The sequence below is a fragment of the Cobetia sp. 14N.309.X.WAT.E.A4 genome (assembly GCF_030397495.1).
Lineage (GTDB): Bacteria > Pseudomonadota > Gammaproteobacteria > Pseudomonadales > Halomonadaceae > Cobetia > Cobetia marina.
In genome coordinates, this window is record NZ_JAPNXT010000001.1 from 664,698 (window position 1) to 686,269 (window position 21,572).

The window sequence follows — 21,572 nt, forward strand, 5'->3', positions numbered from 1 at the left end:
CGACTCACCATCCTTTTATTGGTTTGCCGACGTCAGATAAGGACTCGGTTCCCCAAAGCTTGAGACGTGCAGACTCTCGATGGCACGTGTGGCTGCTACGTGTACCAATGCACGCTCATTGAGCTCCCGGTAACGCTTCTCGACCGGGTCTTCACTGTCCATGGAACGTGGGGCAGGGACGACGCCTGCATTGATCCCTGCGAGACACACCTTGCGGAATTCCAATCCCTTCACCCGGTGCATGGTGGCGAGCCGGACTGCGTTATCGGTTGCCTCATCGCCGGACTCTTTCTCCATGATGGCCACCGGAATTCCACGCGCCTTGAGTGCCTGAGCATATTGATCACGCAAGCGCTGGGTTCGGGCAACGATGCAGCAGTCACGACGCAGGGTAGGGCGTTGCCCGTCACCGGCTTCCGTATCGGGCTCTTTATCCAACCCTTCGAGAAGCTGCACAAGCGCATCCACTTCTTCATCGAAGCTATCGAAGTGCTGCACGGAAGGTGCTTCGCCCTGCAGGAGCGAGCGATAGTCACTGCTGGAGTCTTGGCCATCATCAAGGTCATCGACCTCCACGCCTTCCAGCAATGCTACGGCATAGCGGCGGGTCTGCTCAGTCGTGCGGTAGTTGATTCTCAGCTTGCGTCCACGACGGCCGCGCACATTGATACCACAGCTTGAGAGAGTCGCACGGCGGCCATAAATGCGCTGATGTCCGTCACCTACCAGGAAGAGGTCGTTGGCGTCTTCAGGCACAAGAGCGCGCAGTAGTTTGAGAGACTCCGCACCGAAATCCTGGATTTCATCTGCAATGACATGACGGTACTGGCGTGTCAGCTGCCCCTGCTCTGCAAGCTGTACGGCCTCGAACGTACAGTCTTCGATCGTACGCAGTCCGGCATTGTTCAGCTGATTACGCATTTCCTCGAATACCGGCCAGATAGCGGCGCGTTGCCGGCGGTTCAGCGGCTTGCCACGGCCTACACGTCTGGCCCGGAAATATTCCTGGCGTGTGCGAGCATGCTGGGGGAGGACGACCTGTTGCCATTCCTCGTCGTAAAAGCTCTCTGGCAGGTCCAGTTCATCGGGAATCAGCTGCAGTGCTGCGCGCCACGCCTTGCGGTATCCCGCTTGATTGGAATAGGCAAGCCTGGCCTTGCCTTGGCCACTGGTCAGACGATGGATGAGTCGGTCGATATTGATGACTTCGATACAGGCCATTTCCTGGCGTGTGCATAACTGATGGAGCTGTTGCTCGATATCCTGCGCGAGGTTACGCGTGAAGGTCGTGAACAGAATGCTGCGTTCGTTACTCTCGCCGCGTCTCACGGCATGGCGCGCCAGGTAGCGCGCTCGATGCATCGCAACGACCGTCTTGCCAGTCCCTGCGCCCCCTAGTACGCGCACGGCACCATTCCAGTCGCGCTCGACCAGTTCACGCTGCGAGGGGTGGAGGAAGACCCGCCAGTGCTCCAGTGGCGCATTGAGCATTCGCGTCAGCTCATCGTCGTCTTCCACCACGTGGAAACGACGCTGACTATCAGCCTGCTGCAAGGCCTGCACGAAATCTTCGGTATCGATGCTGGGGGCTTCATCCGGCGCACCATACATCTCGAGTATTTCCTGCTTGTCCTCACCTTGCGCCAGGAAGAGCAGTGCCTCGTAGGCCTCATCCGGCAACACGAACTGCATTGCATCCAATGCGCTGGAGCTCTTGATCTCACGCACTCTTCCCAGCAGGGCCTCTGGTACGCCCAACCGTAGAAGCTCTCTATCGCGCACATCGTCAAATAGCGGGCTTGAAGACTCATTGACTGGTGCCGTCAGCGGGCTCGACTCAGGAGCATCTTCGTAAACCTCACGTGTGACGGTGGCCAGTACCTGGAGGCTACCTGTCTGGGGGTTGATGCTGGCTTCATGGCGGCGTGCCCAGTCATAGGCATCATCATGCTTGTCGACCCACATGAAGACGTAGACATTGCCCTTCTCAGGCTTGAGCACGATCGCGCGATATTCCTGGTCCACGCGGACCGAGCGCATGTTCTTGTCACGGGCATCCCGGATAATCTCGTAATTGATACCCGAGGAGCGGGGGGTGCTGCGAAACTTGCCGATCAGGTCCTGCACCTTGTTCTGCTTGGCACGCGGAATGTTGCTCAGCGCGCCGAGAAATTCCTGCGCGAGAGCGATGGTCGGCTGATGCTGCGTGTCTGAGGGTACTGTCATGTTGCTGCGTCCTTGTCCGGTACTTCTACAGTCAGGCTGTCATGGCGAGCCAATGGCCCAGCTGAGTGAGTGCATCCTTGTCGATGGGCAGCCCCGTACTGTCATCAAACAGGATCACCTGCCAGTCAGCAAATGCCTCGGGCAGTGGTGTCGAGCTGATGGCAACCTTGTCATCCGGCCAGCTTAGCTCGAGCATGATGCTGGCCTCGCCAGCGGCATCCAGGATGTCCTCACCACTCTCTGGTACTGTCACCCCCAGGGCGATCAAGGCTTCCAACCATTCTGGGTCCAGCAGGCTGTTGGCACGGATCTCCTTCCAGGCATTGTCGGTCTGCGTATCGTCATGCCCGGTATTATTCGTGTCATCTTCTACTGCTGGCCACCAGCAGGAAGGTTCGAGCAATCCTTCACCAGCCGCCACACCACGCGTACTGCTGAGAGACAAGCGTGGAGCGAATTGCAGAAGATTGGCTTGTTGCCAGAAGCGGCGCCAATGGTCCTCGTCCTTGAGGGTGGCTTCCAGATCCCTGTCATCCAGCGAAAGATGCAGGTGCAGGTGATCGCGGAGACCACTGACTGATTGCACCTGTGTTTGAGGAATGCTCACTAATATCTCACAACGCCCCTTGCTGTTATCGAAGCTGTTCAGGACGCCCCCGAAGAGACGTGGCCCCATTGAAGTGTCCAGCAAGTTGATGGCCAGAGGCTCCAGCAGATTTTCCTGCAATTCATTGCTCAAGCGAGTGAACAATGAGGGATTGTTGTGCGTCTGCATGGTCAGCCAGGCAAGTGACTGCGTCAGGCAAGCTTGATGCCACTCCTTGCTCTGCAGGTCGGGTTGCGCAGCATACGTGAGCAGATCGTCAAAGGCAGAGCCATCCATCAGCTGGCGAGCCTGATTCACGGCGAGTGGTGCGAGCGTCTTGAGCCACTCTTGCTTTTCGGGAGTACTCGCCTTGGCCTGGAGCACCTTGAGCAATGATTGAGGTATCTCGATATCCGCGAGGCTGGCGCATTGATGCTTTTCTCCCATCAGGTCGCGCCACGTCAGTGTCCAGACCCGATAACGTCCACTGGCCAGCACTGCCTGACGTTTCTCGGCATCATCGCCGACTCGCTCACGATGATATTGATAACCATCGAGATAGATGGCGATCGGTTGCGTACCGTCGGGTGCGCTGAGCGGGGTCATCAAGAAGTCCGGGCGTGTCGTGCGCGAGACTCCCTGGCCTGGTCCAAGTACGGCCTGCGGACGAATCTGCCAGCTGACCAGCGGGCCATTGCCCTTGCCCTGGCCCTTGAAGGTCAGTCGCCAGCCCGGTGTGCCATCGACCAGTTCCTGCCCGAGACTGTGTTCGGTCGAGGGCAGGTTGAGCAGGTCGATGAAGCGTTGTTCCAGTTCGCTCTCCACCAGCACATTGAGGTCGATCTTCTCCAACCCTTCCGTCGCCGTCAGCAAATGACGGCGCGAGGTGATGCGCTCAAGCAGGCTCAGCGCTGTGTCACGCGATGTATCCTTGAGGTGACGGCTCTGGCGGTAGGCCAGCAGACAGCGATAACACCCGTCTCGTCCTGGTTCATCTTCACAGGGACAATCCCGCATGTAGTCGTGTGCCAGCGCCAGCATGTCCATCAGTTTTTCCGGAGCCAGCATCAGTTCCTTCAGATAGCCGGTACCGCCGGGGACAGTATCGTAGAGCACCAGATAATGGCGGGCGGGTTGCTGCTGAGTGGCCGGCACTTCCTGTTCGGTCAGGCGCAGATGGTCCACGCTGCCACGGAAGTAGCGCTTCAGCCCCAGATGGAGACTGGCGATCAACGACTGACGAGCACGTTCCGACATTGCCACATCAGAAAGCGGCAACAGCAGACGCAAGGCTTCTGAATGAAGTTCGCGATACAGGAAAAGCCCACCATGCAGATTCTTAGGTGTGTCGGGCAGCTTGTTGCGCACCACCTTGCACCATGGCGTGTGCTGATCTTTTTCCTTCTGGCCCTTGTAGCGAACCTTGCCGCAATGCGCGCACACCGCGAAGCCCGGGCGCGAGGCTTCCTTGCCCGCGACACTCAACGTATCGCCGGCATCATCACCACGACCGAAGTTGATCTCCACGAAGCGTGCATCCGCGATGAATTCAAAGCCGAACGGGCAGGCGGGGTCATCAATGCGCATGGCATGGCTGGCGCTGTTCGGTCTGATATCCACCAGCATCTGGCGGTTATAGAACGCAGGCTGGCGCTGATCACTGTCATCGCCGATGCGACTGTCCCGGTCGCGTACCGTGGCAGTGACTTCCTTCAGGCGTAGCAAGCTGCGTTTCTGAGCGGAGTCCCCCCATTGTGGGCTGCCGCACCGCGGGCAGCTGCCATGAATATCTCCCTCAGCCAGTGACTCGCTGTAGTGACATACGCTGCAGAGTCGCCAATGTTCGATGTCTTGACCGCGCAGGTTGATCTGATCAATCGTCAGCGTGCGGCCCAGGGCATAGAAGGTGTTGAGAGGCGCCAGCTCTACCAGGGCGCTCTGCGCCGGGCGCTGGAACTCATGATGTACCACTTCGTAGCTCTTGCCGCTGGCAGCCTGTGCCTTGCTGACGTGACGGATCACCATGCCATTGAGCGTCACGCCTTCCTCCGGGAAGGCGTAGTTGGGCAGCAACCCTTCATCCGTGAAGAAGTTGAGGGTCTGTTGCTGGCCCAGTTGTTTCAACAGGCTCATTCGCCCATGACGCTCGACCTCGATGGCCTCGATCTCGTTGCGAACATGCTCGTCTTCTGGCTGAGCCTTCAGCTGCTCCAGTGCGCGGTCGTACTCCTTGATCTCCAGCTTCCAGGCACGGCGTTGCTCGGCACGGCGTGTCAATGTGGTGATGACACGGGACTTCAAGCCTGAGGGAAGCGCTACCGTGGCCGCAGTGGCATCCGGCATCAGCTGCTGGCCCAGGTAATCACGGTCTTCCTCATCCAGATGCGGGAAGCGGGCAAGAAAGCGTGCCAACAAGTCAATGTGATGCTGTTCGATGAAACTGAGCATGGTGTAAGGGAAGCGCCCGGTATTGGGGCCCTCACTGGCCTTGTGATTCACCGCATCCAGCACTTGAGTCAACCGACTGGGGAGCAGAGACGCGGCCAGCGTACCGCTTCTGGCATGGCTGGCCATCCACGCATCAAGGCAGAAGGCCAGTAGCTGACGTTCCAGTACTGCGCGGGCTTTCAGGAAGACTCCGGGCGTTGCGACTTCGCCACTCATCATCTCCTGCGGACGAGAGAAGAAGTACAGATCATGCGGCGCACCATTGGCGATGGTCAGGTTGAGCGCATTGCCATCGCGGCGCCCGGCACGACCGATGCGCTGCAGATAATTGGCCTGTGCCGGAGGGGTAGAGCACAGCAGTACGGTGGAAAGATCCCCGATGTCGATGCCCATTTCCAGCGTCGGGGTGGCGGACAGTAGATTGATGTCCCACGGACGCTTGCCCTTGATGAAGGAGTGTTCCACGCGTGCGCGGGTATCAGCGTCCAACAGGCCGGTATGTTCATGGCTGACCAGGCGCGCCCCAGATTGATGTGCCGGTGTCAGGCTCCAGTGAGCAGGACGAGCTGCCTGCAGCTGGCCCTGGCAATGTGGCTGCAGGCAATGCATGTTCAGCCAGTTGGGCAGCGCCGTCAAAGGCACCTGCACGCGCTGACTGCACTGGGTACACCGTAGCGGGAGGAGTTGGGTACTGGCGTGCCAATGCCCCGGGACAAGCCCCCAGATGCTGCGGCCCTGGCTCTGGCCTTGTTCTTCCACCAGGCCAGCGCGAGATAGTGCTTCAAACGCCAGTCGATACGCCTGGGCCACGTCGCCAGCGCTGCTGAGACTATCAATGGGCAGGTGATGAGTCAGCCAATGGCGATACCACAGGCTGGCACTGCGTGCGCTGCCTTGACTGCCACCGGTGACACAATCGACGAACTTTCCGATGGGCTCCAGGCTGACGAAAGCTGGCGGCTGGCGACGCGTGCCGTAGTTGGGCAGAAACAGCGATTGCTGAGTTCGGTTGAGCATGAACGAGTTATCACCGCCCTGTGCGATGAACTCGCGCATGGCAGGGTGCACGAAAGCGCCTCGCACGCGCATGCGGTGCAGGACGCCAAGCAGCCACTGTTCCAGCGCCTGAGAATGTGGCTCAGCCATCGCAGCCAGATGGGGCAATTGCTCACGCCATTGGTGACGCAACTGGTTCAGCGCCCGTTCGAGACGCGAGACATCGACACCTAGCCCCAGCAACCCCTGACGCTCAAGCGTCCGGCCGATACGACTTCCCAGTCCCAGCTCGCTGCGCACCTCCCAATCCAGACGTTTCGCGATCAACTCCGGTAGCTCACTGCCTGAGGGGAGGACACCGGTTTCCTGCAGCTCACGAGCATCCTGCAGCCAATCCAGATTGGGTGGCAACCAACGGCCCACGAAATCGGCATCACTCCCCGCGCGCTGACGTTCATTGTCAGCAAAGCCCTGGGCCAAGGCATCGAGATCCATTGGCAGCCGTTGTTGCTTGGCCCAGCCTATCAAGGCCTGGCGCAGCGATTGGCTCCAGGTACGTGCCTCGAAGAAGCCGGCGCGGTGCGCGGCATCCTGGACGGAGTCCGAGAAGGCAATCACCTTGCGGTCATCATTGAAATCGGATTGGTACAGGCGCGACAGCATCACGCTGGAAAGCGAGGCCGCACGCGACCCCACGATGGCCAGGCCGTTATGCGCCTGACAGCACGGGCACTGATCGACGGCACTGACCGTCTTTTCCTTGCGCGTTTCGATCAAGGCCGGCATCCAGACACGGATTCTGCCGGGTTGCTGGCAATGCAGGCACTCATCACTGCTATCGCGATTGGCGCTACCCATACGCTTGCAGGACGGGCACAGGTGGCGAACTTCCCCCTTGCTGGCCACAGGAGGTGTCTCGCCTTCCTTCAGGGGGTAAAGCAACACCATTTCCGGGTCTTTGGCGAAGTACGCCGTATAGATACGGCTCAAGTCATCGCTGACCTGAGGAGAGTCGATGGACTTGAGTGTGCCCCACGCCGCGGAATGACACTCACGACAATGCACCAATGGCAGTGCGAGTCCGGACATTTGGCTCTCCGCGCCGTCGTTGCTGGCGGGCAGAGAAGCATCGCGCTCGTCATCATCTGCGGCGGGGGCATCTGGTAGTTCATTGCCGCCGCTCAGTGCATCCCCGCTCAGGTCATCACTGAACAGCAGTGAAGGCTGAGCATCGACACTGACGACCATACGAGACAGCTCACGTAGCCACAGCTGTACGCGCACGTTCAGAAGCGGCGTCGTGCATAGCTTGCCACTGGCATCACTGACCTGATCACGTGCCGTGCATACGAGGGCGACCAACCCTTGCAGCAGCAAGGCGGCATCCCGTCGTGATGTGCCCAGGCGACGCTGCCAATCACAGGCAAGCGCCTGCATGTCGGTGACACTCGCCAGGCGTCCCAGCAGATCATGGAAGGCCGAGTGACGACGCAAATCATTACCCAGCAGAATCCGGTGCCGTTCGTATTCCGTGTGGCTCGGGTCGCCGAGAATGGCGGGGTTGCAGGAGGGCGCTTCGCCTTCCGTATCACTGTCCTGTAGCGGGAACCAACTGGCTGCCAGCATGGCCAGATAATCGGCGGCGTTCTCGTGGTCGCGGGTGGTCAGAGAATCCAGTTCAGCAGGGCTGCGGGGGACATGCCGGAAAGCGATCTCGCCCAGTTTCTCTTGAGCGCCATTCAGGTACTCCTTCGCCGAAAGACGGTCCTCGCGAACCAGTGACGAAGCATCGAAGGGCGTGGCAAAGACATCACTGGCATAGGCCAGCATGTCGCCGCTGCCATTTTCGCCGCCAATGGTGGCAGAGGTACCGACGCACGCCATCTCGTCGCCGATGGCGAGTCGCTCACGCAGCCGGCGGATCAAACAGGCGAGGTCTGTCCCTTGTGCGCCATCGAAGGTGTGCAGCTCATCTACCACCAGATAACGCAGCATGCCCGGCGTGTTGTGCTTCCACAGTGACTGGTCCTGCGGGCGCATGAGCAGGTAGTCCAGCATCTTGTAGTTGGTGAGCAGGATATCGGGCGGCGAGCGACGCAGTGTGTCCTTGCAGGTGATGACACTGTCTTCACGCATGACCGTGCAGGGTTCGCTCTCGGTGTCGCCGGTAAACAGGCCTACGGTCAGTTTGGGTGACAGCCGCGCGCATTCCTTGGCAAAACGGCGCGCCTGATCGGTCGCCAGGGCATTCATCGGATAGATGATCAGCGCCTTGATACCATTCTTGCCCTGGCTGCCCGGCGCGCTACGTACCCGTGCGCAATGCTCCAGCAGGGGATAGAGAAAGCATTCCGTCTTGCCCGAGCCCGTACCCGTGGCGACCAGCGTAGACCCCAGTGGCGCATCCAATGTCTGGCCGCACAGGCGATCGAAGGCCTGCTGCTGATGCTTCCAGGGCGGGAAGGCCGGCTTGACGTGCTTGAATGGCACCGTGCCTTCTCCACGTCGGAAAGGCAGCGCCAACGAGAGATAAGGGCCCTTGAACAAGGTGTCCGGGCTATCGGTCAGCTGCTCGATCAGCCAGGTATTCTCACCATCACCATTGGCGCGTTGCGGGCCACGAAAATAGGGCGTGCTGACCGGAAAGGTCGCGCGCAGAAAGTCTCTGAGCGAGTGAGTCAATTCATCTGCCACGACACTGGGTAACATGGGCGTCCTTGTCCTTCGTTATCTGGTTCAGCTGTATTATTAAATCACGTCACGTAAAGCGTGATTGGCGTAGTGCGCCCAACACGTGCTCCGGCGTGGCCAGCGCCTGTTCCACAGAGAAAATGTTCCAGCCCTGCTGGCGGGCGGCTACAGCATCCTCGACCGTAATCGCAATCGCGAGTTGCGCAGTAGGCCATGCTAGCTCCAGGGTGGCGACGACAGCTTCGCTCTCATCCTGAATGTCCTGCCCGACCACCGGTATCGGGGCATGATTGTGCTGCAGGAAATGCATCACACCGTTCATGCCGGGGTCTGCCAGGTCGAACACATGACTCCAATTTGCAGGCGCAGGCATGTTCTGGCGTTGGCGCAGCTGTGCAATCAAGTGTCGGTCTTCGACACTCACCAGCATGTGGTCGTGATAGGGCTGCTTGCTATGACAATCAATGCAAAGCGCACGCAGGTTCTCGTTACGATTATCCTGCTTATTGGCATTGACGTGATGAGAATGAAGCAAGTACTGGTAGTCATTGAGGTCTACCGTGCACTCTTCACAGCAGTAATTGCGTGACGCACGATATCGACGTGAAACCTCCGCCCAATCTTTCGTGTAGCCTTTCTCTTGTGGGGTTCTCGGGACTTCACGTAGTGGATGAGAAGAGAAGAATGATGCATAGCGTTCGAAGAAAGCCTCAAAGGAGAAGTCCTTGAAGATGGCTCCCTTGCCGCGCCCGGGTACGGCATAGCCGTCGTAGTTGAGTTTGTTAAGACAATATTTGCAGACTTTCAGAGCAGCATGGCCCTTGCGATCGCTTTTGTTGTCATGAATAGAGAATTGATCATCAATCCGTTGGGTCGCGAAGTACTTGGTATCGTAATTCCCATTCTGTTTCATCTTTTCCAGGTGTATACAGAAGGCAACATGCATACGGTTGCCGTCGTTACCATCCTGTAGAGCTTTCTCGAAACGTTCCGGGTAATGGCCCGGCATATACATCATGATCTGCTGGCCATCTTTCTGAAGAAGGCCACCAGGACCTTCCACAATCTTGAAAGATTCTTCAGATAATGCTCCGCCCTCAATAGGCACCGCAGGCTCGTGCTTTTGGCGTGATCTACCACCTCCATCACCTTCAGGGCCGCCAGAGCCTCCAGAGCCGTTAGGGCTGCCAGAGCCGCCAGTATTAACAGGAGCTGGTTCAAGCGTTATCTTGGCCTTATCCCGTCCCATCTTGTTGACATTGCTCCAGAGCTGTCCAAGATCGATCTCCAGCTTCATTGGCCGACCTCATCGAGAATCGCGCGAATCTGGCTTTCGGCATTGGTCAGAATGCGAAAGCTGACACGCCTAGAGCGCTCGGCATTTTCCTGCTGATTCTCATCCAGTTCCGGATGGGCCGAGGAGTAGCCGACTGCAGCGGTTGTTTGCTTGACCCATGACTTGTCAGCCTGTGTCTCTGGCAGCTGATAAAGATATCCCAGCACGGAACGCGTTCGGTCCTGCGAGAGCTGCATGTTCAGAAAGTAAGCCTCGTCATCGCTGACACGATGGTTCCAGCGGCTGGAGGTGTGGCCTTCGATACGTACTTCCTGAATTCTGTCCTTGAAAGGTGCAAGCACCTTGAGATAACGCGGATAGAAATCGCTCAGAATCTGTTCGAAGCGTGGGCGAAGGCTGGCCGAGCCGGTGGCAAACAGCACCTCCGGTGACTGGAAGGTGAAAGCCAGCGTTTCAGGATCTATCTCTGCTTCCCAGCCCGAGAGGTCATCCGAGAATTCATCCTGCAAGGCCCTCAGGATAGCGACCTGAGTATCCTGATAGGCCTTGGCGACATCGGTGACTCCCTGGCGTACCTGATTGGCATGCATCATCAAGGCGACGGCGATCAGCAAGAACACCATCATCAGCCCAGCCATCAAGTCAGAGACGCTGAGCCAATGGTGTTCCTCTTCGCTACCGGCCGCGCTGCCACGACCGAAGACGGCATCAAGACGACTCATCAGAAGGCTCCTTCCTTGTCAGCCTGCTGAATGATGCGATGCATCTCGTTGGTCAAGCGCCCGTAATCATTGGTGAAGCCTTGAGTAATGGTTGTCAGTGCGCTTCCCATTTCATTCATGACTTTCAGGAGTTGAACCTGTGTTTCTTTATTGAGTGTCTCAAACTGGCCATTGAGTGATTTCTGAGTATCTTCAGATACTTTATTAAGTGCGCTCTGTAGTTGCTCCTGGGCCGCTTTCAGCTGGCCTTGATATTGCTTCAGGCCGCTTTCCAGCGTTTCGCGCAGTTGCTTCTGATTGGTTTCTCCGGCTTCGCCTAGCTGGCGGGTCAGCTGAGTGGAGTGTTCGCCCAGCTTGTCGCTGAGGGAGGTCACTTGCTGTTCCGCAATCTCGATTCCCTTGCGATGCGTCTCGCTCAAGCGCGCGGAGCTTTCAGACAATTGCTCAGCAATACGCTCATTGCCTTCGGTAATATTCTTGCCCATGGCTTCATGTTGCTGCTGGAGGTGTTCGACCATCGTGCGCACTTGCGTATTGACGGTTTCATGGGCGTCACGGAACTGACCGGCGATCTGCTCGGACTGGGTGGCAAGGTGATCAGAGGTGCCTTGCAGTGACTGGTGAACGCTGTTGTAGCGTTCGTTGAGGCCGGAGGCGCCTTCGATCATCTCGGCGTTGATCCTGGCGGTGCCATCGACCAGTTCCTTCTTGAGTTCTTCACCCCCGCTGACCAGCTGGGTTGCGGCATTGAGAGCGGCCTGGGAAATATCGGCTACCGTCTTCTCGACCTGCGCATTGATCTGCGGCACCGCCTCGATGGCCTTGTCGCGCATGTCAGCGAAGGCGGCGAGGTGGGCTTCGAGGTCTGCCAGCTGGCGCTGGGTCGCGGTCAGCAGTGTTTCCAGACCTGACATCGTTTCCGGAATGGCGCCGGCACTGGAGCTGATGTTGGCGACGCTCTTTTCGGTATCGGTGATCGCCGTCACGCCTTGAGCGTACTGATCACGCATCTCGCCCAGCTGCTGACGGTAGTTTTCCTGCCATTCCACCAGCGACTTCACCGAAGCATCCAGTGCCTTGAAGTTCTCGCCGAACTGTTCCGTCAGCTGGTTGTTGAAGTCCTGGATGACTTCCTTCAGGGCATTGATGACCTGCTCGGTGGCGGATTTCGACATCATCTCGGCGAACTCATGCATCTGCTCGCTCAGCTCACGCGCGAAGGCGTCAAAGCGCTGACGTTGGGCTTCAGCGTGGGCACCCAAGGTTTCAGCGGCGGTGGACTGGCGGTCTACCTCGCGCACCAGCGCCTTGTGATTGTCATCCTGGTTCTGTCGCAACAGGCGAATCTGTCCCGTGAGGGTGTCGCTGTCATCGCCGGCAATCACCAGGTGCAGCTTTTCCAGATTGGCGGTCTGCTGAGCGAGTTGCTCATTCTGCTGCAGCATCACCTGATGGATGTGCTCCGGGCCGACTTCATCCGGACCGGAGGCGACATCCGTCTTGGGCTGCATGAACTTCAGACCGGTGGTGACCTTGTAGACCATGGCCAGCGCCATGCCGAACAGACTGGTCATGAAGGCGGTCTTCAAGCCATCCAGCAGCAGGGCGATGCTGTCCTGGATATTGGTGGTATCGAAGTGCAACAGGCCAATGACGATACCGATGAACGTCCCCAGCATGCCCAGCGAGGTGAGCAGGTTAGGGGTGTAATGGGTAAAGCTGCGCGCCTTGTCCTGCCTATAACACATCAGGGCGACTATTCCGATCACGAGTATTGCCCAGCAGAAGATACCGGTGATGGTATCGGCATTGCTGCCGTACAGCTGGCCTTCCAGATGGCTGGATATCAGTTCAATCATGTTGGTTGCTCCCTGCGGGCCTCTCTGGGCCTTGTCCAAGTGGTGCCAACCGCTGACGGGGGGGCCGACAGCGGCTGTTATTACGTGAAATACGGTGTGTGGCATGCATTCAGTACGGGGCGATCAAGGTGTTACCGTCACGCTAGCCCGATTCACTCACTGCGATGTCGTTTGTGTCTTTATCGCCCATCTCTGACGCAAAGAAGGCCCATGCCTCGCGGTAATCCGCTTCTCTGTCTGGGCGAGTGAAGGGCGCGTGGTACTCCACCGTGGTTTCATAGGGCCCGCCGGGCAGGGTGTCATCCTGATAGGTCTTGCGGACGACGCCTTGCTCCAGGTGCTGGATGTCCTCCCAGCCCAGGGCAATACCGTATTCGGTCAGCTCCGGTGATGCGATGGAGTAGTGAATGCCTTCATTCAGCTCTGCCTTGCGTGCCTTGCGCGGCAGGCCTACGCCTACCAGTCCCTTGCTGGGCGTAAAGACGATCCGGCCCTTGGCGTCGTACCAGGTATCGGCCTCGTTCTGGCGCATCACCGAGAACTGTACTCGATAGATGGTGATCAACTGCTCCAGGGTCATGCCCAGCGCCTGTGCCACGAGCACATCAATTTCCACCAATGCCTGACGGCGGGCGTAGTCATATCGCAGGGCGCAATCGCGCTGCCATTCCGGGGTCAGCTTGGCGAAGAAGTCGTGATCTAGCATCGGGCTGGTGCTAGCCCATTGTTGCTGAGTAAAGCTGGAGTTGAATACCTTTTCCCAAAAATTACTATAGAGTTCAGTTATGGTAGAGAGGCAAGCTAATCTTGCGCGGCCTGAAGTGCTTAGCGCTGGTAAGGGTAAATATCGTGCAGTATCATCACGAAAATTCTGCTTCCCTGTGGATTTTATATAGAAGTCAAAAGGTAATGAGCTACAAGCTGCAGTGAAATCTATAAGCTGTAAGGCATCAGAAAAAGTAATTGAAAAACATCCATCCATATGAGCTGTTGCAGGTGGTATTATGCTCCCGGATAAGGTTCTTTCGCTAGATGAGCCGATCATTTTTCTAAATACGCTACGATAATACTCCGTCACTTTTCTCGACTCACTCTCGCCTTCTTCCACCCAGCTGACGCGCGGCGTGCGGGCAGCATAGGTTTCCGCATCGCAGGCGGGCACGTAGTTGGTACGCGGCAGATAGTCAGCGGGCAGGGTGGTGAGATCCAGCACATCGTAGTGACTTTTTTCGGTACAAACAGCACGGGGTGTCTTGTAGAACGGACTACCGACATAGAAGTGTGGACCGCTGAGAACCCACTCTTGGCTGAATTGCGGGAAGCGTGTTTCGCGACGCATGGTGCCATCTTTCTGGGCATTCGTTTCATGCCACATTTCGAGCGATATATATTCGCCTTTCAAGTCACCCAAACGCTTGGGTTGGCGGGCAAAGCATTCCAAGACCTCGATCAATTGACGAGCATGTAGAGCCGGCAAGCGTGCCTTGAGTGCAGGCGTCCCTTCGCTATCATAAAGTTTTGCGAACAGTTCTAAAGCTTCTGCATCTACGAGAATTTCCCGATCTTTATGGCCTTTTTCATTCCAATCACTCCCATCGTCGAGTTTGATGCCTCCTATGATCCCTTGCCCTGAGTGTGTAAAGCTTTCATCAATGGTCTTGGGCATAAACAGGTTTGCAATGTTGCCGAAATTTACAGAACTTTTAGGAGTGCAGTTATATAAATTAATGCTGAATTTTACGCGATGCCCAATTGGGAAAAGCATGCGCTGATTCTGAAATTGAAAATGCGCGCGCAGACGCGGATACACCGCTTCACGGAGTGTTCCACCTTTAGGGTCGTCATAGATACCTTCCGGATGCAGGAAGCCGGAGATCGCCTTGTCATTGCCTAGCCGCCAGGCGGTCGGCAGGAAGCATTTGTACAGATTGGTCTGTACACCCTTGAGCAGCGGGTAATTGCTGACATGGTTGAGGAAGGCTTGGGTGGCATCCGACTGTTGGTAATCAGATAGCCAAGCATCCTGCAGGCCGGGATGTTCGTGCATGGCCTGTTCGCGCAGTGTATTCAATTGGCTTGCCGAGAACTTCTGCAGCACGAAGCGTGGTTGGTGATCGCCCAGCACGCCGCTTTCTTCCCATTCCACCTTGAGCCAGGGCGGGTTCCCCAGTATCAGGTCAAAGCCCTGGCGGCCGTTGTGCAGGCCGGCGAAGAGATCGGCAAATTCCAGCTCCCAATGGAAGAAGCGCTCGCGCTCGGCAATATTCGCCGCCATGGCAAAACGTGGACACGCCTTGAGCAGCAGGTCGCGATTGACGACGCCGAAGCGGTCGACGAAGGAGCGGCCTTCCTGCTCGACATCATAGGTGCCGTCGGGCTGACTGATGGCGAGACTTGATGAGAATAGATCCGGCGTGGCGGTGGTCGGGCCCTGGCCGAGGGTGTCTCCGGCCAGCAGTGTTTCAAGATCGAACAGCCATTCGGCGCGTGAGGGTAGGGCTTCGTGCTCCTCCAGCGGCCAGAACCACAGCGCACACCAGTAATCCATCGCCAGTTTCAGGCGCTGATAGGCGGGGGCATTGTTCTGCTCCGGGCGGCTGATGGCGTGATGGGCGGCGTCCTTGTCGGCCATGCTGCTCCGCCGACCCTTGGCCGGTTGGCCGTAGATGGCGTAGGGGTCTGAGGTGTTGTCACGCAGACGATGCAGCTCACGGGCGTGCTCATCCCATAGTGCGCTGACCTTGCGGCTGAGTGTCTCGAGACGTGCGATTTCCTCTTGCGCGAAGGGCGCGACGAAGTCCTTGCGCCACGCTTTCAGCGCCTTGATCTGCTCCGGGAAGAGCGTCTTGGCGACCTTGTCGTCATAAGCCGCCATGCCGTCGAAGGGCAGCAGGAAGTGCCAGATACCGGCTGTCTCTTGCGTAGGTTCGGGCGCCGTCTGTGGCTCAAGCCCTGTCTGTGATTCGAGCGCCGCCTGTGATTCGAGCGAAAAGGGTACGGCCTTGGGCGCCGTCTTCAACCAGCTGCCGGCGTTGTTGCCCTTGAGGGGCAGGCTACTGGCGGGGTAGCTCTCACGGCGTGCGCCGATCAATGAGTTGCCGTTATGCAGCTGGAAGCCGAACCAGGGCACGAAGCGGTCATCGGAGAGGGCGGCCAGCCACAGCGAGACCTCGGCCAGCTCCACGGCGACCGGGTTCAAGTCGACCCCGAACACGCAATGGTCCGCCAGATACATCTTGACGCGTTGCTTGTGGGCAGCGTATTCGGCCTGAGAGATGCGGTGTCCCTGGGCTGCTGTGCTGGTGTCGGTGTCAGTGCTGATGGCGCCAAGGTTGGCATCACTGTGGCCTGCAGTGGTCCGCTCGCCTGTCAGTGATGTCTCATCCAGTGCCAGGCCGGCACTCTGGGCCAGGGCGAGATACTTGTCGGCCAGCTGGTCAATCGCTTCATTCAAGAAGGCGGCGCTGCCCATGGCAGGCTCGCACAGGGTGAGGCTGAGAATATGACGGGCGCGGGCGGCGTCATCGGCGAGGGGCTCCAGCTGCTCGCGGTACAGCTCCTTGAGGGCGTATTTGACCAATGAGCGAGTGAGGACCTCCGGCGTGTAATAGGAGGCACTCTTCTGACGGTCACGCCCGGCCAGACGATAGAGGAAGCTGCCGCGCTCATGGCGCTTGTGGACTTGCTCGCCATGCTCGTTGCGCAGCATGACGCGTTCGTTCTCGGCATAGTGATGCAGCTCGTGCTCCGGCACGAAGTAGCCGGTTTCCAGGGCATCCGGGTTGGCTTCGCCGGCCTTCTTGACCTCGAAGAGTGTCTCGGTGGCGAAGAAGCCACGATAGGAGAGCAGTGCCTCATAGACAGCACCCAGCTGGTTGATGCCCAGGCGTGCATAGCTGATGCGGCCACGGCGCTTGCCGCGCCCACTGGCACGAGAGAGTGACATCAGCTCGATGATGCGCTGCCACAGGTAGTTGGGGAACACGACCTGATTCAGCAGTGGCGTGCGGGCCGGCTCGAACAGGTGCGAGCGCAGGGGGCTCATCTCGAAGGCCGATGCACCATCGCGCGCGCTCATCGCCTGGGTCATGTCCATCTGGTGGCCAGTGTTTACCCCTTCGTAGACGAGAGTGAACAGCTGAGTGATGGAGTGATGCAGGTAGCTGCCCTGACGCTCACGTTCGCTGGTCAGCGGGGTGAGTTCGAGCTCGCGTAGGCGTTCAAGCGAATAGCCGTTCAGGTAGATGCTGTTGGCGACCGGAGCGTAGTTCAGCTCCGGGCGGGCCTCGATGTAGAACAGGAACAGCAGGCGATACATCACACGCAGGCATTCGCGAGAGAGCTCGTCCGGGTCCAGCTCGTTGGCACCTGAGTAGATGCCTTTCTTCTGGCTGCGGGCTTTCTCGACCAGTTGCCGGGCGGCCTCATTGCCGAGCAGCTCGATACATTCGCGCAGTGCGTACTTGAGGTCTTCGCTGACACCATAGGCGTGCTTGTGGGCGTTCTCGTCCAGGGTGTCCAGCAGGCTCTGGCCGCTTTCTTCGCTGATGGCTTCGCGGGAGAGCAGCACGCTCGCGGCCTTGAGGGCCGGGTCTTCACGACGGCCGAGCAGCTCTACCCAGTCAAAGCGCAGCAGTTGGGCACGTGCAAAGCGGGCGCGGTCAATCAGAATCCACTGACGCGGTGACACCAGCAGTACCCAGCGCGGCGGACGAGCCAGCGTGAAGATGTCCCGTGAGATCAACGCCTGCCAGTTGGCCTTGCCGTCAGCGAGACGCTTGCTCATGGCCTCCGGCAGCGGTGTTTCATCGCGACCTTCGCTGGTGGTGCGGTACTGCGCCGGGTGCGGCTGTGCCTCCAGCGGGTCGCCTTCGGCAGCCTCTGTCGAGAAGGCTTCGACGACCCACAGATGCGGATGGCCATCGGCGTTGGTCAGCTCGGCCAGCAACGGGATTTCGCAGTCATCCGACAGCAGCTGGCGCCTGGGCGCGGCGTGGTAGCCGAGAATCGACAGCAGCGGGGCATTCAGTGCTCGCGCGGCGGCAACACGTGCATTGGCGTCTGCACCACGCAGGCCTTCCAGCTGCTCGATGTCACGCAGGTGCTGGTGGCCGCGACGGCTCAGGGCACTCCACGGCGTGCGGGTGTCGTCCTGGCTGGCCTGCTGCTTCCAGCGCTCCAGCACGTCGGAGATGTTGGATTCGAAGATGTCCGCGAGGTAGTGCTCGCTGTAGAACTCGTTCTCGTTGCTGATCCCGGCGTAGGCCATGATGCTTTCCTTGCCTTGTGCCCGGCGCGAGTGGCCGGGCGCAATATTGAATAGACGAATCTTGTGATGGTCTGTCTCACGCGGCTGGCCGGTTTGCCAGAGAGGCGACTGGCCAGACGTCTTGCATGCTGAGAGCTAGTTGGCCCTTGTCGCGGGCTCGCCCGTCAGAACGGCAGCCACCTGAATGAAGGGCAGCGACTCCAGCATCTGGGTGTCTTCCAGCCAGGCCTCGTAATCATCGAAGGTACGTTCGATGTTGGCTGTGGCCTCGTCGCGGCGCTGTTGCTTGCGACCGGCGGCTTCTCGACTGCCCTCAAGCGTCAGGTCCAGCTGGCGGTGATGGCGCTTCTTGAGGTCATCCATGGCGCTCATCTGCACGTTGAGACGTTCATTCAGTTCGTTCTCGCGTACCTTGCGCAGTGCAAAGAGTTGCACGCGGGCACGATCCACCACCGCGGGCAGCGCGGCGGCGAGGGCACGGGTATCGCCTTCTATTCCCGGGTTGGGGAGGGCTTCGGGATTCAGTTCAAGGCGTTCCAGTGCCTCTTCGAGAGCCTCCGGCGTACCGGCCTGCCATTTGCCCTCTACCAGGGTGGCGGGCACGGCGATCCAGGCCTCCATCAGGCTCTGACCGCGTTTGTTGGGATAGCCGCCATGCAGGATATAGAGCGCTTCGTTCTTGGCCATTACCGATGGCACACGAATGACGGGCGCACTATGACGCCCGAAGGCATTCAGGACACGCTGGCGCAGCCACTGCATCACCGGATGCAATGGCCACAGGTATTGCACGCTTGGCCACGGGCTATCTTCCTGACGTGCCAGTGCAAAGTGCCGCTTGAGCGTGTCGATGTCATCGCTGAGGATGAAACGATCGTGTGCCGGGCGAATCTCACGTGGCAGCCATTTGAGCTGCTGGCGGAGATCCGATGGGGCGGTCAGTTCGATACGTCGCGCCTTGCGGTCAACCTGCATCTGCAGCGATTGATGGTTGTCGCGCATCTCGGCATCCAGCCAACGCAATGCGTGGTCCGCCCAGTGCAGAGTGTCCTCATAGAGGCCTCGTGAGCGTTTGGCCGGAGCAGCCGGGACCACTTCCGGCGTGAACTGAGCCAGGGTGTCTTCCATGGGGTTGTCCAAGTCGAACAGTCCCTCGAAGAGGCTCTGGCCGGCATCGCTGGTGGAGTCGGCCGCCATGACCTCGGCGACCTTGTCCTCCTGCTCCTGTTGGGTCAGGCCGGTGGCAAATTCGGAGGGGTCTCCGATGTTGCGGCTGGCCTGGTCATCCTTGTCGATCAGCACCTCCAGCACGCGTTGGTCTCCGCGCACGCGAGCGTTGTCACTCTCGGTGAGCAGGTAGCGAATCTGGGGCGTATGGCGCTGGCCGTAACGATCGATACGGCCATTGCGTTGCTGGAAGACCATCAACGACCAGGGGATGTCGAAGTGCACCATGCGATGAGCGAGGTGGTGCAGGTTGATCCCCTCGGAGGCGACATCGGAGCACAGCAACAGACGCAGCGGACTGTCGCCGCGATTGAAGCTCTCGACGGTCGCCATCAGATCGCGATCACTGTCAGTCCCCTTTAGCACCCCGATCTGCTTGGCTTTGAGGCCGCAGTCACGCTCGATATGCTCGCGCAGGAAGTCGAGCGTCTTGAGGCTTTCGGTAAAGATGACGAGACGGTCGTCTTCTGCACGACTCCACCCCAGCCCCCCTTGGCCGGCTTTCTTGCCGATCAGCTCACACAGCGCCTGATATTTGCCGAACTTGTCGGGAGTGATTTCCGAGATGACATCGCGCAGGGTTTCGAGGTTCTCGATGTCGGCATCACGCTCAGGGGATTGCTCGCGCTTGCCAAGCGCCTTGAGTCGATTGGTCAAGATGCTGGTACAGGCAGCCGGGCTTGAGAACAGGGCTTTCTCCAGCGTGGTGCGGAAGAGCCCTTGGCGGCCACGTCCATCCAGGCTCTGGAAGGGCGTCTCCATCAATAGGTCATACGCTCGCTCTTCCAGCGGGCTGGCGGTCGCGAAATGCTTGTCGATCTCGCGGTCCGGGAATTCGCCCAGCTGGTCGCGGACATCATTCTTGAAACGGCGGATGACCAACCCCTTGTCACGGAAGTCCTCGTGCGCGTAGTTCGAGGCATCGGCGATGGCGGTGGGGTCCAGCATGTTGACCAGACTGGCGAAGCTTTCCGCCTTGCCGTCATGCGGCGTGGCCGAGAGCATGATGAGGGTGTCCGAGCGTGTCGCCAGCAATTTGGCCAGACGCGCACGCTGGGAGTGACTGCCGCGCTCGGCAACGTTATGTGCCTCATCGATGATGATGATGTCCCAGTAGGCCTGCTCGAGATAATGACGGTACTCGAGGTCCTGTTTAAGGGTATCGATGGAAACGATGGCCCGATCATAGTAGTGGAAGGGGTTGTGGTTGCTGGGAATGTGGCGACGCACACGTGCCAGCCCCACGGAGTCCAGTCGTGTCAGCGGGATGGTGAAGCGATTCCAGAATTCCTGCTGGAACTGGGACAGCATGGATTTCACGGCAAGCACGAGAATGCGCTTGCCGCGGCCACGGTGAATCAGCTCGCTGGTGAGGACGCCGGCTTCCAATGTCTTCCCCAGACCGACTGAATCCGCGATCAGGATGCGCTGGCGCGGCTGGCGCAGTGCCTGACGAGTCGGCTCGAGCTGGAAGTCCAGCGTATCCATGGCACCCATATGACCGAGCTGAACGGCATCATCAGCTGGCGCAGTGGCGCGCAACTGTGTATCCAGGTTCAACAAGCCAGCACGGAAGCCTGGTGAAAGGTCATCTACCAAGGCTGTCTTCTCAGGGGCGAGCACGCGAATGCTGGGCTCAAGCCGGGTAAGAAAACTTGCCTCCTTGCCACGCACCAGCTCCGAAAGACCAGTGCAGTGGAGAACGTACTCACCATCACTGCTGTGATCCATTCGGGTCAGGCGCCACTCGGCATCACGAATCTCCAGGCGCATCCCCGGAGCGTACTGTGGCTGACTCATGCCTTCTTCCTTGTGTGACGTGTTGCTTAGCGATATCTGATTAACAGGGTAGCAGGGCGCTGACTTGGCACGTCAGGCTGTAGATTCATTCAGTGTGACTGAAAATGCGGAGCACATTTCCTCTTGCTGGATGTCTCTCGAGCGCCGCAGTCACTGGGCTAATGACCATGATGTCAAGCAGGAGGGTAGTATAGTCGCATGTTGACGGTGCTTACCCTTTCGTCTCGATTGTGCGACGCTTGTGTCGTTTCTTTGCACATTATCATATATTGGTTACGTGCTGTAGTTAACACTGATGTGCTTCTTGTGAGCACTGCGGTAGCCGTGGTTCTGCAGAGCTAAGACATGTGAGGGGAAAGCGAGTGCTGTAAGTTTCGTGCGATCTGTTTTAATTGTTTTCTATATGGCGTTGGAAATTGTTTAACGTAAAATTTTAACTAACTGGCGACTG

At 58.5% G+C, this 21,572-nt stretch carries 8 protein-coding genes; 1 reads left to right on the top strand and 7 read right to left on the bottom strand.

Features of this window, described 5'->3' with window-relative positions:
- Nucleotides 1-15: 15 nt before the first annotated feature.
- From OW493_RS02890 to OW493_RS02915, 6 genes are all read right to left on the bottom strand, one after another.
- Nucleotides 16-2,127, bottom strand: a complete 2,112-nt coding sequence (locus OW493_RS02890) for a UvrD-helicase domain-containing protein (protein WP_289863165.1) — start codon at nucleotides 2,125-2,127, stop codon at nucleotides 16-18.
- A gap of 130 nt (nucleotides 2,128-2,257) precedes the next feature.
- The gene (locus OW493_RS02895) at nucleotides 2,258-8,965 is read right to left on the bottom strand and encodes a DEAD/DEAH box helicase (RefSeq protein ID WP_289863166.1); all 6,708 of its coding nucleotides are present in this window, start codon (nucleotides 8,963-8,965) and stop codon (nucleotides 2,258-2,260) included.
- Nucleotides 8,966-9,014: 49 nt separating this feature from the next.
- Nucleotides 9,015-10,244, bottom strand: a complete 1,230-nt coding sequence (locus OW493_RS02900; protein ID WP_289863167.1) for an HNH endonuclease — start codon at nucleotides 10,242-10,244, stop codon at nucleotides 9,015-9,017.
- A complete protein-coding gene (locus OW493_RS02905; protein WP_289863168.1) occupies nucleotides 10,241-10,966 on the bottom strand; it encodes an OmpA family protein in 726 nt (241 codons plus the stop codon). The genes OW493_RS02900 and OW493_RS02905 overlap by 4 nt, the downstream gene beginning before the upstream one ends.
- A complete protein-coding gene (locus OW493_RS02910) occupies nucleotides 10,966-12,825 on the bottom strand; it encodes a hypothetical protein (protein WP_289863169.1) in 1,860 nt (619 codons plus the stop codon). Before OW493_RS02910 ends, OW493_RS02905 begins: the two co-directional genes overlap by 1 nt.
- 142 nt (nucleotides 12,826-12,967) lie before the next feature.
- A complete protein-coding gene (locus OW493_RS02915) occupies nucleotides 12,968-17,773 on the bottom strand; it encodes a hypothetical protein (RefSeq protein WP_289863170.1) in 4,806 nt (1,601 codons plus the stop codon).
- Between OW493_RS02915 and OW493_RS02920 the strand changes: the two genes are divergently transcribed.
- Nucleotides 17,735-18,148: a hypothetical protein gene (locus tag OW493_RS02920; protein ID WP_289863171.1), complete on the top strand. Its 414-nt coding sequence runs from the start codon at nucleotides 17,735-17,737 to the stop codon at nucleotides 18,146-18,148. The genes OW493_RS02915 and OW493_RS02920 overlap by 39 nt on opposite strands.
- Before the next feature lie 81 nt (nucleotides 18,149-18,229).
- Here the strand turns inward: OW493_RS02920 and OW493_RS02925 are convergent, their stop codons facing one another.
- Nucleotides 18,230-21,121: a DEAD/DEAH box helicase gene (locus OW493_RS02925; RefSeq protein ID WP_289863172.1), complete on the bottom strand. Its 2,892-nt coding sequence runs from the start codon at nucleotides 21,119-21,121 to the stop codon at nucleotides 18,230-18,232.
- Nucleotides 21,122-21,572: the final 451 nt, after the last annotated feature.

Coding starts and splice junctions, on each gene's coding strand:
- OW493_RS02895 (WP_289863166.1), bottom strand. CDS start 8,965: ATGTTACCCAGTGTCGTGGCAGATGAATTGACTCACTCGCTCAGAGAC.
- OW493_RS02900 (WP_289863167.1), bottom strand. CDS start 10,244: ATGAAGCTGGAGATCGATCTTGGACAGCTCTGGAGCAATGTCAACAAG.
- OW493_RS02905 (WP_289863168.1), bottom strand. CDS start 10,966: ATGAGTCGTCTTGATGCCGTCTTCGGTCGTGGCAGCGCGGCCGGTAGC.
- OW493_RS02910 (WP_289863169.1), bottom strand. CDS start 12,825: ATGATTGAACTGATATCCAGCCATCTGGAAGGCCAGCTGTACGGCAGC.
- OW493_RS02920 (WP_289863171.1), top strand. CDS start 17,735: ATGCGGATGGCCATCGGCGTTGGTCAGCTCGGCCAGCAACGGGATTTC.
- OW493_RS02925 (WP_289863172.1), bottom strand. CDS start 21,121: ATGAGTCAGCCACAGTACGCTCCGGGGATGCGCCTGGAGATTCGTGAT.